The following is a 12,948-nucleotide window of genomic DNA, read 5'->3' on the forward strand; positions in this document are numbered from 1 at the left end:
CCCCCAGGCAAAACGCTTCTGCCAGAACGGCGTTGCGGTCCCACAACTCTCTAGGATCCATACCCAGTCAACGCCCCTTGAGCGCCGTTGACCCCATCTGGCTCGGTAAAGCACCCCAAAGCACCCATCGAACCACCAGATGAAAATCGTCCTGAATGCGCGGCTCCCGGGCCGCTCCGGACCCCGTGCGATGTCATATGCCCTGGCCACGGGGCCCGCGTAAAGCCGCAAGAAGGATTGTCGGCGCCGCGGGCCACCGGCCCGATCAGTCGCATCGTCGCATTTCCGGGTGGTCATGGACGCGTCCCCGGCGACGGCTCGGTGCAGTCGTGTGCGCGGGCGCGGGCGCCCCGGAAAGCTCTCGGCGAGCCGGCCGGGCTACCGGGCGCCGATGTGGCGCCGTACGGGCTCGTCGAGGTGGGGCAGGCCGATCGGATTGGGGAAGGGGAGGACATCGGCGGCCAGGATGCGGCGGACCACCGGTTCCAGGCCCTGGAGCAGTCGCTCGGTCGCCGCCTCGGGCAGTGTGCGCAGCAGCCGGGCGGCCAGCCGGTCGGTCGCCTCCTCGATACGGTCCCGTTCCCGCCGGCCGTGGTCGGTCGCGTCGCCGTGGGCGTCCACGAGGCCACGGGAGCGCAGCCGGTCGGCCGCGGCGGCCCACTCCTCCTCGGTCCAGCCGCGGTCCTCCCGCATGGTGTCCCTGGGCACCCGGCCGGACGCGGCGGCCAGGACCAGGGCCTCGCAACCGTCCAGGCCCTCGTCGGCGAGCACGGCATGATGCGCGTCGCCCCTGAACTCCCGGATGGTGGTGGCCAGTTGCCACAGCCGCTCGACGGGGTCGGCGTGGTCGCACAGGGCGCGGTTGGCGGCGAACAGGGGCCGCGCGGTGGCCGGTGCGTCGTCGACGGCCGTCTGGAGCGGGGGCAGCAGCTCGGCCGCGGCGTGTTCCAGGTCGGGGTCGATCGCGCGCAGCGCGTGCGCCGCGCGGCTGCCACGCTCGTCGAGCGCATGGGCCGGGCCGACGATGCTCCAGGCCGCCGGCAGCGCGCGGGCGACCATCTGTGGGGCGAACACCCCGAGGACGGCCGTGGCCGCCGCGGGCTCCACGGCGCCCAGTGGAGCGGTGCGCGCGGCGAAGTACCCCATCCAGAAGCCCTTGAGGCCGAGGTCCCTGCCCAGGTCACGGCACCGCTGGTCGAAGTAGCAGACCGCGTGCAGCGGCTCGGTCAACAGCCAAAGCGCTCGTGCTTGCAGCTCCATGCACCGCACGCTACCGCCGCCGAGCCTCCGCCGCAGCGCACCGGACGCGCAGGCCTCCCGGCCCTCCGGCCGGCGGGGGCGGTGTCACCCGCCGTTGCGGCCGCCGGCTCCGAAGCCCGACTCCCAGGCCCACAGGTGCGTGCAGTTGGGGCACTGCAGATGCAGCACACTGCCCTTGTTCGACAGGAGGTAACGCCAGTGGTCGGCACAGGTGCGGCCGTCGCGGCAGGCGCCGCAGCCCTGGTGGTCCTGGCAGCGGGGGCAGGGGACCCAGGCCCGGCGGCCGATGTCGGCGGTGGGGTCGAGCGGCAGCATGCTCAGGCCTGCCCGGAGGCCGGCAGCACCCCGGCGGCGACCAGCGCGTCGTAGGTGGCCTGCTGCTCCGCGTCCAGACCGGAGTAGAGCAGCCGGTACGCCCCCGCCTCGCTCTCCATCACCGCGAGGGGGTCCCAGGTGTCGCCCAGCGCCGCGAGGACTTCGGTCCGCCGCTGGGTTTCGTGCGCGGTGAGGTCGACCTCGAAGGTCCAGTGGTCCGGTATCCGGGGTTCCGAGGTGTTGCGGTCGTTCATGGTGCGCGTCCCATGCCACTTGCGGATGATTCGGACGTGTCTATCAAGTGGGACGGCACTGAGGAAGCGTCAGGGAGAGAGGGGAGGGTGCGGGGGCCCGGGAGCGGGGGAGGTGGTGGCGCAGCGTGACGCAATGAACCGCACGAGAGGTGGGCAATTCATTCATATTCGGCGGGCCAATTTCTCGCCGTATGCCCTATTTCACCGATCCGCCCGGGAATGTGCGTGCGTGATGGAGTTCATCTCCCGGCCGGCGCCTCTCGCTGCCCCGTACGACCCTGGGGACCGCTTCCCCGCCACCTGACGGCCGTCGCCGCGCGGCCGTCACGTCGAGCGCTCCGCCGCCGCCTGTCGCATCGCCGCGATGAGCAAGTCTAGGGCGGGCTCGACGGCCGAGCCCCCCATGAGCGGGAGATGCTCCCGTACGCGGTGCAGGACGGGGAACTCGTCGGCCGGCAGGTTGCCGTACTCGTCCTGCCAGGCCTGTTCGTCCGCCGTGCGCTGGGCGGGAGCCAGGCGCAGGACCCCGGCGTCCAGGGCGGCATGGCCGAGGACGGTGTCCACCAGGGCGTGGTAGTGCCGGACGGCGGTGGCGTCGTCGAAGCCCGCCTGGAGCAGCAGGCCGATCCCCGTGTCGACGGCGCGCTGCTCATGGGGCCGGCGGGTGACCCGGACGGTGCTGAACACGGCGATCTGCGGGTGGTGCAGCGCGGAGCGGTACGCCCGCATGCCGAGGTCGCGCAGATCGGCGGCCCAGTCGCCGGTGGGGGCGAAGCCGGCCAAGGACTCGCCGATGAGCCGGTCGGCCAGTGCCAGCAGCAGATCCTCGGTGTTGCGGAAGTAGCGGTAGACGGCGGAGGGGTCGGCGCCCAGCGCCGCGCCGAGTTTGCGCACGGTGAAGGCCTGCGCCCCCTGGGCGTCGATGAGTTCGCAGGCGGCGTCGACGATGAGTTCGGCCGACAGGACCACGCCGGAACTGGTCGGCCGGCGCCGCTTGCGCTCGGTCGGGACGCGCTCGCTCTCCGCCATGCCGCACCCCTCCGCTTCACTGCGCCCCGGCCCCTGGCCCTTCCGGAGCAAGTTAATCACCAGGTTACGTCAACACCGTTGACACAAGAATGATCGGCCTGTTTTATCGGCGGACATACACGGACCGCCACGGTGCCGCACCCCCGCACCACCCCTTCCGTACGAGGCGGCCGGGCCCCGATCCCGGGCCCGGTCCGCGTCGCCCTGCACCCCCGCCCGCACCTCCCCCTCCCCAGGTCCGGCCGCGACCGGACCGGCCCCGCCCGTCCAAGGAGTGAGTGCCATGCCTTCCCCAGTGCAGCAGGAACCCGGCCCGGCGAGGATGCGCCGCTCGCTGGGGGTGAAGGACGGGGTGGCGATCGCCGCGTCGAGCACCGCCGCGACCACCAGCATCGGGATCGGCATGGGCACCCTGGCCGCGTACGCCGGACGGCAGACTCCCGCCCTGTTGCTGCTGGCCTTCGTGCCCATCCTCGGCATCGCGCTGTCGTACGCCCGGCTCAACCGCAGCGAGCCGAACTGCGGCAGCGGCTACACCTGGGTGGGCCGGTCCATCGGCCCCTGGCCGGGATTCCTGACCGGCTGGGTGGTGCTGGTCGGCAACGTGATCTTCATGGCGTACACGGGGACGGTGACCGGCTCCGTCGTGCTCCAGTTCCTCAACAAGCTGGGCCTGTACAGCGTCTGGGGGCTCCGGCTGGACCCGGCGTCGACCGGTGTCAGCACCGCGGTGGGCCTGGTCGCGCTGGTCGTCGTCACCATCACCGCCATCACGGGGGTGCGGGCCGCGACCCGGTTGCAGATGGCGCTGCTGATCTTCGAGTACGTGGTCCTGCTGGTCTTCTGTGGCTACGCCCTGCTCATCGGCGACCAGCCGTTCTCGCTGTCCTGGCTCAACCCGCTGGAGATCGGGTCGATGCAGGGGGTGGCCCAGGGGATGGTGCTGGCGGTGTTCTTCTACTGGGGCTGGGACGCCGCGTTCAGCGTCAACGAGGAGACCCGCAACTCCACCGACGCGGCCCGCGGCGGACTGATCGCGCTGGTGGCGATGATGGGCCTGTTCCTCGTCGGCGCGTTCGCCTTCCAGCGGGTGATGAGCACCGGGGAACTCGTGCACAACGGACCGCAGGCGCTCACCTTCCTCGGCGGCAAACTGGCCCCCGAGCCCTGGGCCTCGCTGCCCCTGGCCGCCCTGATGTGCTCCGCCTTCGCCTCCCTCCAGTCGAGCGTCATCCCGACCGCCCGCGGGACGCTGGCGATGGCCCGCGACCGGACGCTGGGCCCCGTGTGGCAGCGGGTGCACCCGCGCTACGGCTCGCCCGCCGTCGGCACCCTGCTGATCATGGCCCTCGCCGCGCTGCTCGCCGTGCTCGCGGTCGGCATCCCCAAGCTCAACGACATGATCCTCACGGCCGTCAACTCGATCGGTCTGACCGTGGCCCTCTACTACGGGCTCACCGCGCTCGCCTGTGCGGTGCGCTTCCGGGACAGCCTGCGCTCCGGGGCCGTGCGGGCGCTCCGGGACGTGGTCGTGCCGGCGGTCAGCGCGCTGTCGCTGTTCGGGCTCGGCGGCTACCTCGTCTGGGACTACGCGACCATGAGCGACCACTTCGAGGCGAGCCCCGACAACGGCTGGTTCATGCTGCTGCTGCCCACCCTCTTCGTGCTGGCCGGGCTGGCGACCGCCGCCTGGGCCAAGTGGATACGCCGCGCCCCGTACTTCCACACCGGGCAGGGCACGGACGCCGATGCGATCGCGCTGCCGATGGACGGGGACGGCCGCCCGCTCCCGAGTCCCGTGGAGGGCTGACCACGCCTCATCCGACCCCTTCGCCCCATCCGTACGAGCCCTTCGTGGCCACCACTCACACTCCCCACACCACTGGAGCACTCACCCCATGGATCTGAGCACCACCCCGGACGCCCGCACCCCCGACTCCGCCGACGGCGGCCCCGCTGACCTGGTTTTCGTCGGCGGTCCCGTGCACACCGTCGACTCCGCGCGCACCCGGGCGAGCGCGCTGGCGGTGCGCGGCGACCGCATCCTGGCCGTCGGGCACGAGGAGGAGGTCCGCCCGCTGATCGGGCCCGCCACGGAGGTCGTCGACCTGCACGGCAAGCTGCTGATCCCCGGGTTCCAGGACGCGCATGTCCACCCGGTCGGCGGCGGGCGGGAGTTGGCCCTCTGCGACCTGAGCGCGGCGGTCACCGCCGAGGCCTACCGGGAACTGATCGCCTCGTACGCGGCGGAGCACCCGGAGGCCGCCTGGATCACGGGCGGCGGCTGGTCGATGGAGGCGTTCCCCGGCGGCATGCCGACCCGCGAGTTCCTGGACGCCCTGGTGCCCGACCGTCCCGTGTTCCTGGTCAACCGCGATCACCACGGCGGCTGGGCCAACTCCTGCGCCCTGGAGCGGGCCGGGCTCACCGACCGTACGCCGGACCCGGCCGATGGGCGGATCGAGCGGGACGCCGACGGCCGTCCGACCGGCATGCTCCAGGAAGGCGCCATGCAGCTGGTGGCCGGCCTGATCCCGGACCCGACGCCCGAGGAGCAGACCGAGGGGCTGCTCCGGGCCCAGCAGCTGCTCCACAGCTACGGAGTGACCGCCTGGCAGGACGCGATGCTGGGCTATGCCCCCGGCATGCCGGACGCCACCCCCGCCTATGTGGCCGCCCGGCGCGACGGCAAGCTCACCGCGCGGGTGACCGGGGCGCTGTGGTGGGACCGTGCCCGTGGTGCGGAGCAGATCCCCGAACTCATCGCGCGGCGCGCCGAGTTGACCGAGGGCCGGCTGCGGGCGACCAGCGTCAAGATCATGCAGGACGGCATCGCCGAGAACCACACGGCCGCCATGCTCACCCCCTACCTCACCGCCTGCGGCTGTGCCTCCGACAACAGCGGCATCTCGTTCATCGACCCCGAGGCGCTGCAGGCCTATGTCACCCAGCTGGACGCGGAAGGCTTCCAGGTGCACTTCCACGCCCTGGGCGACCGGGCCGTCCGTGAGGCGCTGGACGCCGTCGAGGCGGCCCGGCGGACGAACGGGCTGCGCGACACCCGGCCGCACCTGGCCCACCTCCAGGTCGTGCACCCCGAGGACGTGCCGCGCTTCCGCCGGCTCGGGGCGACCGCGAACATCCAGGCGCTGTGGGCGGCCCACGAGCCGCAGATGGACGAGCTGACCATCCCCTTCCTGGGGCCCCAGCGCACCACCTGGCAGTACCCGTTCGGCGATCTGCTGCGCTCGGGCGCGACCCTGGCGGCGGGCAGCGACTGGCCGGTCAGCTCCCCCGACCCGATCGCCGCGCTGCATGTCGCGGTCAACCGCCGGACGCCGGAGGAACCGTCGGCGCCGGTCTTCCTGCCCGAGCAGCGCATCGACCTGGGGTCGGCGCTCGCCGCGTACACGGCCGGCAGCGCCTACGCCAACCACCTCGACGAGACCGGCACCCTCCAGCCGGGGAAGCTGGCCGACCTCGTCGTGCTGGACCGCGACCCGTTCGACGGCGCCGACGAGGAGATCGCCGCGACCCGGGTCCTCCAGACGTTCGTGGGCGGACAGCGGGTGTACGCGGCCGGGGACGCCTGAGCGGGCGAAGCGGCGGGCCCGGCCGGTCGGGCCGCACCGACGGGCCGGGCCTCCCGTCCGGGAAGCCCGGACGAGCCTCCCCACCGGAGGCTCACCGCGCCCGCGGCCAGGCGGTCCGCGGCGCCCCGCGCAGGTCCTGAGCCGCGCCCGCGCGGCGGGCCGGTCCCCGCACCGTCGCCGGGGCCGGTCCGCCGGGCGCCGCGCGCCTACTCGATGACCAGCTCGACGTCGATGTTGCCGCGGGTGGCCTTGGAATACGGGCAGTACTGGTGGGTCGCCTCGACCAGCTGCCGGCCGGTCTCGCCCGCGAGGGCCTCCGGCAGCTCCACGCGCATGACGACGCCCAGGCCGAAGCCGGTGTCGTCCTTGCCGAGGGAGACCTCGGCGGTGACCGAGACGTCCTTGGTGTCGAGCTTCATCTGCCGGCCGACATTGGCCATCGCGCTGGCGAAGCAGGCCGCGTAGCCGGCGGCGAAGAGCTGCTCCGGGTTGGTGCCTGCGCCGTTGCCGCCGAGCTCGGGCGGCATGGCCAGGGCCAGGTCGATCCGGCCGTCGGAGCTGACGGCCCGGCCCTCACGGCCATTGGCGGTGGCGACAGCGGTGTACAGCGCGTCCATCACGGTTCCCCTTCACTAGCGCGGCGGCCGTCTCCCGGCCGCCCGACGTGCACCACAGTTGCACACATCTAAATTGTGCGCAACTAAGTTGTGCACAACTAAATAGCGCGGCGAGCTAACCTGGGCCCATGACCCCTGCGACCAGGCCCCCGGTACCCGACGCCGAACTGCTCCGCCTCGACCACCAGGTCTGCTTCTCCCTGCACGCCGCCTCGCGCGCCTTCGGCGGCGTCTACCGGGACGCCCTCAAGGCCCTGGGCCTGACCTACCCCCAGTACCTGGTCATGCTGGTCCTGTGGGAACACGGCCCCCAGCCGGTCAAAACCCTCGGCGAACGGCTCCGGCTGGACTCCGGCACCCTCTCCCCGCTCCTCAAACGGCTGGAGTCGGCCGGCCTGGTCCGCCGCGAACGGAGCACCGAGGACGAGCGGTCGGTCACCATCCACCTCACCCCGGACGGCGACGAGCTGCGCGAGCAGGCGTTGCCGGTCCCCCGCAGGATGCTGGCCGCGACCGGTCTCACCCTTGAGGAACTGCGCACGCTCCAGGGCCTGTTGGGCCGAGTGACCCGCGCCCTCGACGAGGCCTGACCCCGGGCGCTCCCCGGGTCCGCCGGCCGCGGCCCCGTACCTCCCGGCGGTCCGCGGCGTTACGTACGTAGGTGCTTTCCGCGGTGTCCGCAAGGCGAGGCGCGGACACGTTCTCCACCCCGGTCGCTCATCACCCCATTGAGCTACCAAGGTTGGGGAGTCATCGGCGCAAAGGCGTATAAAGGGTGGTCAAACCAGCCGGAGCCGCCGGTGATATCCCGCCCACGACGCGGTTGGCAGCATCGCCTACGACAAGCGGAGGAGCGCCACGTGAATGCGGCAGAAGTTGTCAACACCTTGCTGGTCCAACGATTCGGGGTTTCCCCCGCCGACATCACCGACGAGACCGCGCTGCGCAGCCTGCGACTGGACTCCCTGGCGCTGGAGGAGCTCCGCGTCCTGATCGAGGAGCGGCTGGACATCGACCTCGACGAGGTGGCGCTGACCCCGCGGAACACCGTGGGCCAGCTGGTGACGGCCGTCGACGGCTACGTGCCGGCATGACGGCCCGCCAGGAGCCGTTCTCCGCGGCCGTGACAGGACTGGGGCTGGTGACCGCGGCGGGCGTGGGGACGAAGGCCACCTGGCACTCGGTCACCCAGGAGACCGTGCCCGGCGGGGTGAGCCATCAGGAAGAACTCGCCGATCTGCCCTGCGACTTCATGTACACCATCCCGGATCTGGACACGACCGAGCTGCTCGGTGTGGCCACCCAGCGGCTGATGGACCGCTTCTCCCAGCTCGCGGTGATCGCCGCCCGGGAGGCCGTCGCCGACGCCGGACTCGACCCGGAGTGCTGGGACAGCAGCCGGGTCGCGGTGGTCATCGGCTCCGCACACGGCGGGCTGCCGTTCTACGACCAGCAGCATGTCGCGATGGCCCGGCGCGGCGCCCGCCGGGTCTCCCCCAAGCTCGCCCCGCTGACCGTCGTCAACAGCGCCGCCAGCAGCGTCTGCATGGACCTCGGCGCGCAGGGCCCCAGCATGGGTGTGGCGACGGCGTGCTCCTCCGGCACGGTCGCCGTGGGCACCGCGCACCAGCTGCTGCGCGCCGGGGTCTGCGACATCGCCGTCGCCGGCGGGGCGGAGTCGGTGCTCTCCCGGCTGCTGATCGCCAGCGCCTGCCAGATGAAGGCGGTCTCCACCCGCCGGGACGACCCCAGCGCGGCCTGCCGCCCCTTCGACGCGGGCCGGGACGGCTTCGTGGTCGGCGAGGGCGCCGGACTGCTCGTACTGGAGCGGCCCGAGCACGCGCGCGCCCGCCGGGCCCCCGTCCGTGCCCACATCCGCGGCTACGGCGCGTCCAGCGACGCCTACGCGGCGGTCGCCCCGGACCCCGAGGGCAACGGCATCGAGCGGGCGCTGCGCAGTGCGCTGGCGGACGCGCAGCTGCAGGGCCGGGACATCGGACATGTCAATGCGCACGGCACCTCGACGGTGGTGAACGACCGCGTGGAGGCCACCGTGCTGCGGCGGGTCCTCGGCGACCAGCCGCTGGTCACCTCGACGAAGGCGATGACCGGGCACGCGCTGGGTGCCGCCGGCGGGATCGAGACCGCGCTCACCGTGCTCGCCCTGGAACAGCAGCTGGTGCCGCCGACCGCCAACCTCGAGGTACCCGATCCGCGCATCCCGATCGACATCGTGCGCGGCGAGGCCCGGCAGGCGGCGTTCGACTGCGCGGTCAAGACGTCGCTCGGCTTCGGCGGGCACAACGCCGCACTCGTACTGACCCGCTAGACCGCCACCGCGCGCCGGTCCGGCGCGCCCTCTCCCGCCGGTGCCCCGAGAAGGAATCTGCCATGTCCGAGGAAACGATCCGTTCTTTGTCGGTGCACGGGGTGTCCTACTCGTACCGGCGGCTGCGGCAGCCGGGGCGGATCACCGAGCCCGTACTGGTGCTGGGCGGCGCGCTGCAGGGGATGTACGGCTGGCCGCAGATGGAGGACCATGTCGGGCCGGTGGCCGACGTGGTCACCGCGGACCTCCCGGGCATGGGCAGCGCCGACCCGCTCCCGCCGGGACCGAGCATCGATCTCGCGTGCGCGGCGATCGAGCACATCATCGACGATCTGGACGTCCCGCGGATCAACCTCTTCGGGTTCTCGTACGGGGCGGGTCTGGCCTACGGGTGCGCCCGGCGGTTCCCCGGGCGGATCGCGCGGCTCGCCCTCGGCGGGGTGCCGGCGCACATCAGCGACGCCCAGGTCGAGCTGTGGCGGCGGGCTTCCGAGCATCTCGCCCAGGGTGACATCGAGGCCTTCGCCACCCTGGTCGCCCAGGGCCTGATGTGCCTCGATGACCGGCGGCACGTCGCCCGCCGGAAGCTGGCCTACCGCTATGTCCGGCGCTCGATGCTGCATGCGGCCCGGAACTCCGCGCACGCGGTCGACTCGCTGCAACGGGGGCTCTCGGACCGGCCGGACTTCTCCGGCGGCCTGACCGACGTCCCCACCCTCGTCTTCAGCGGTGAACACGACACGGTGACCTCCCCGGCCCGGCAGCGGGACTTCGCGGCCACCATCCCGGGCAGCCGCTTTCTGACGATTCCCGACGCCGACCACTGGGTGGTGCTCGAACGCCCGCAGGAGGTCGCGGACTTGGCGGCCCGGTTCTTCACCGACGGCCCGCTCAGCTCGGCGCCCTGCCTGGCGCCGGTGGTGCGCGAGGAGCCGTCGCCGGCCGATCCCGCGTGTGTGTGAGCCCCGGCCGGGGCAACATTCTCTTGAAGCTATATAACCGTAGTGGCATGCTGGAGCCATGCCCCTACCGTTCGACGTACTCGCGGAGCCGAGCCGGCGCAAGATCCTCGACCTGCTGCTGGAGCGTCCGCGGCTGGTCGGCGAGCTGACCCAGCAGCTCGGGCTGAGCCAGCCCGGCACCTCCAAGCACCTCCGGGTGCTGCGCGAGGCCGGGCTCGTCCGGGTCCGGCAGGACGCCCAGCGCCGCTGGTACGAGCTCCGGCCCGAGCCCCTGGCGGAGCTGGACGCCTGGCTCGCGCACTACCGGCATCTGTGGACCGGGAGCCTCGACGCCCTGGAACGGCATCTCGACGCCATGGAGGACGACCCCCGATGAACCCGCACTCCGACACCCTCACCACCGCCGACGGCCGTACCGCACTGCGCATGGAGCGCAGACTCGCCCATCCGCCCGCGAAGGTCTGGTCGGCGGTCACCGACCCGGCGCACCTGCGGCAGTGGTTCCCCTCCGAGGTCACCGTGGATCTCCGGCCCGGCGGCGCGATGACCTTCGCCATGCCCGGTGTGAGCGGCATCGCCATGACCGGTACGGTCACCGACGCCGAGGAGCCCCGGCTCTTCGCCTTCACCTGGGGCGAGGACCATCTGCGCTGGGAGATCACCCCGGACGGCGAGGGCTCGCTGCTGGTCCTGGTGCACACCTTCGGCGACCGGTTCGGCGGCGCCAGCTTCGCCTCCGGCTGGCATCTGTGCCTCACCGCGCTGTCGCAGCTGCTCGACGGCGCGCCGCCCGGGGGCGAGCGCGACGCGGGCGAGCTGCATGAGGCGTACCTGGAGCAGTTCGATCTCGGGCGCGGGGTGGTCGAGGACACCGCGGACGGGCCGCGGGTCCGTTTCGAGCGTCAGCTCGTACGGCCGGCCGAGGCCGTCTGGGCCGTGCTGACCTCGGGTGACGAGCCGGTCGCTGGGGCGCCCGCACCGGCCGGTTTCACCAGCCGGCAGGCACCGGCCGGGCCCGTCACCGAGGTCGCGGCCCCGACGGTGCTCGCCTACCGCTGGCATCCGGAGGGCACGGTCCGCTGGGAGCTGGGCCAGGGCACCGGCCACGGTCCCCGTCTCGTCCTCACCCAGACCGGCCCGGAGGGCTTCGCCGCCGACGCGGCGCGGGACGCGTGGCATGCACGTATCGAGCAGCTCGCAGCGCGGCTGATGGCGGACTGAATTACCGCCGCCTCCACCACCCTCCCCCTTTACCGCCGCATACTCGCGCCCCCTGTGGAAGTTCACCGGGGGCGCTCGTCATGGGCGCCGTCCGGGCTTGCCGACCCTCCGGCCGCCGTCGCGGAATTACCGGTTCATCGTGTGAGCCAGGTAACTCCGCGGCGCCGGGAAGTGGAATGCGGCGTCCGTGCCGCGTGATGCCCGGCACGCGACGTACGTCACGTACGAGCATTCCTAGTCGGCGCTCTTCCGGGCGCATACCGAGATGAACGACATTTACATCGGACATCTCGCCGCATCTCACGAAGATAGGTAGTACAAGGCATCTTTGCCACCATCCTGGGCCCGCGCTAACCATGTTCCGGGTAGCACCGAGAACGACACCGCGATCTCAGCCAGAGCGGCGAAACGCGGCAATGACCCTCGGTCCTCACGCGCCAACCGAAGGCCGTTTCCCCCGCCATCAAGCCCTGGAAGAGGTCACCTCCGCATGCCCAACTTCACCCTGCCCCGCACCGTCCGTATGACCCGCACCCACAAGGTCTCCGCCGCCCTGGTGGCCACCGCCGGCTGTGCCGCCGCGCTGGCCTTCACCGCGGCGCCGGGCGACGCCGGGACCACCGACGCCCACGGTGCCGCCGCGGTCAAGCCGGTCAGCGCCAACGGCATGCCGCTCACGGCGAAGGACCGGACCGACGACGGCAAGGAGGCCCGCGCGGTCGCCTCGTCCGTCGCCTCCGGCCTCAAGGTGGCCCCGGCCGAGAAGCAGGACCGCCCCGCCGAGCAGACCGCCAACCGCTCCATCGAGCGCAAGGCCCTGGTCGCGCCGAAGGCCGCCCCGAAGGCCCCCAAGGCGCACAAGGCCGCCCCCAAGCGCTACGCGAACAACCTGGACGGCTGGATTCGTGAGTCGCTCGACATCATGAAGGCCAAGGGCATACCGGGCTCCTACGAGGGCCTGCACCGCAACATCATGCGGGAGTCCGCCGGTGACCCCAACGCCGTCAACGACTGGGACATCAACGCGATCAACGGGGTGCCCTCCAAGGGCCTGCTCCAGGTGATCCAGCCCACGTTCGACGCGTACCACGTCGCCGGCACGCCCAACAAGCTCACCGACCCGATCGCCAACATCACGGCCGCCGCCAACTACGCGGCCGACCGCTACGGCTCGATCGACAACGTCGACTCGGCCTACTGAGCCGACGGGACACGACCGTCATGACGGTCGCCACAGACTGATACGGGTGCCGCACCACGGCCCCGAACACAGCAACGGCAGTGGCCCTGCCCGCGATCCGCGGGGCGGGGCCCCACGCGGGTGATGTGGGCGCCGCCCCCCGGGGCAAACCCCCCCAAAGGGAGAGG

The 12,948-nt window shown here is 72.2% G+C and carries 14 protein-coding genes; 9 read left to right on the forward strand and 5 right to left on the reverse strand.

What is annotated here, in order from left to right; all coding sequences use genetic code 11:
* Positions 1–378: 378 nt before the first annotated feature.
* The 4 genes from ACWC9R_RS31165 to ACWC9R_RS31180 form a co-directional block, all read right to left on the reverse strand.
* Entirely contained in the window at positions 379–1,260 is an 882-nt protein-coding gene (locus tag ACWC9R_RS31165; protein WP_450736526.1) for an SCO6745 family protein, read from the reverse strand.
* A gap of 84 nt (positions 1,261–1,344) precedes the next feature.
* Entirely contained in the window at positions 1,345–1,575 is a 231-nt protein-coding gene (locus tag ACWC9R_RS31170; RefSeq protein ID WP_450736528.1) for a hypothetical protein, read from the reverse strand.
* Between the two features lie 2 nt (positions 1,576–1,577).
* On the reverse strand, positions 1,578–1,829 hold the full coding sequence (locus ACWC9R_RS31175) for a DUF6400 family protein (RefSeq protein ID WP_450736529.1): 252 nt from the start codon (positions 1,827–1,829) through the stop codon (positions 1,578–1,580).
* Positions 1,830–2,153: 324 nt separating this feature from the next.
* Positions 2,154–2,858, reverse strand: coding sequence for a helix-turn-helix domain-containing protein (locus tag ACWC9R_RS31180; protein WP_450736531.1), 705 nt, complete (start codon positions 2,856–2,858; stop codon positions 2,154–2,156).
* A gap of 283 nt (positions 2,859–3,141) precedes the next feature.
* Here ACWC9R_RS31180 and ACWC9R_RS31185 point away from each other — a divergent pair, with 283 nt between their 5' ends.
* Positions 3,142–4,668: an APC family permease gene (locus ACWC9R_RS31185; protein WP_450736533.1), complete on the forward strand. Its 1,527-nt coding sequence runs from the start codon at positions 3,142–3,144 to the stop codon at positions 4,666–4,668.
* A gap of 88 nt (positions 4,669–4,756) precedes the next feature.
* Positions 4,757–6,451, forward strand: a complete 1,695-nt coding sequence (locus tag ACWC9R_RS31190; RefSeq protein ID WP_450736534.1) for an amidohydrolase — start codon at positions 4,757–4,759, stop codon at positions 6,449–6,451.
* Positions 6,452–6,657: 206 nt separating this feature from the next.
* On the opposite strand, the gene ACWC9R_RS31195 is transcribed toward ACWC9R_RS31190, so the two are convergent.
* Complete coding sequence (locus ACWC9R_RS31195; RefSeq protein WP_362609875.1) at positions 6,658–7,068, reverse strand: organic hydroperoxide resistance protein; 411 nt, start codon at positions 7,066–7,068, stop codon at positions 6,658–6,660.
* Between the two features lie 128 nt (positions 7,069–7,196).
* Here ACWC9R_RS31195 and ACWC9R_RS31200 point away from each other — a divergent pair, with 128 nt between their 5' ends.
* From ACWC9R_RS31200 to ACWC9R_RS31230, 7 genes are all read left to right on the forward strand, one after another.
* Positions 7,197–7,658, forward strand: a complete 462-nt coding sequence (locus ACWC9R_RS31200) for a MarR family winged helix-turn-helix transcriptional regulator (RefSeq protein WP_450736536.1) — start codon at positions 7,197–7,199, stop codon at positions 7,656–7,658.
* 270 nt (positions 7,659–7,928) lie between these two features.
* Positions 7,929–8,162, forward strand: coding sequence for an acyl carrier protein (locus ACWC9R_RS31205; protein WP_450736537.1), 234 nt, complete (start codon positions 7,929–7,931; stop codon positions 8,160–8,162).
* On the forward strand, positions 8,159–9,397 hold the full coding sequence (locus tag ACWC9R_RS31210) for a beta-ketoacyl-[acyl-carrier-protein] synthase family protein (RefSeq protein WP_450736539.1): 1,239 nt from the start codon (positions 8,159–8,161) through the stop codon (positions 9,395–9,397). The genes ACWC9R_RS31205 and ACWC9R_RS31210 overlap by 4 nt, the downstream gene beginning before the upstream one ends.
* A 62-nt stretch (positions 9,398–9,459) precedes the next feature.
* Positions 9,460–10,359: an alpha/beta fold hydrolase gene (locus ACWC9R_RS31215; protein ID WP_450736541.1), complete on the forward strand. Its 900-nt coding sequence runs from the start codon at positions 9,460–9,462 to the stop codon at positions 10,357–10,359.
* 58 nt (positions 10,360–10,417) lie between these two features.
* A complete protein-coding gene (locus tag ACWC9R_RS31220) occupies positions 10,418–10,735 on the forward strand; it encodes an ArsR/SmtB family transcription factor (protein ID WP_129297791.1) in 318 nt (105 codons plus the stop codon).
* Entirely contained in the window at positions 10,732–11,580 is an 849-nt protein-coding gene (locus ACWC9R_RS31225) for an SRPBCC family protein (protein WP_450736543.1), read from the forward strand. Before ACWC9R_RS31220 ends, ACWC9R_RS31225 begins: the two co-directional genes overlap by 4 nt.
* 490 nt (positions 11,581–12,070) lie before the next feature.
* Entirely contained in the window at positions 12,071–12,781 is a 711-nt protein-coding gene (locus ACWC9R_RS31230; protein WP_450736545.1) for a transglycosylase SLT domain-containing protein, read from the forward strand.
* Positions 12,782–12,948: the final 167 nt, after the last annotated feature.

Source organism: Streptomyces sp. NPDC001219 (assembly GCF_053597915.1).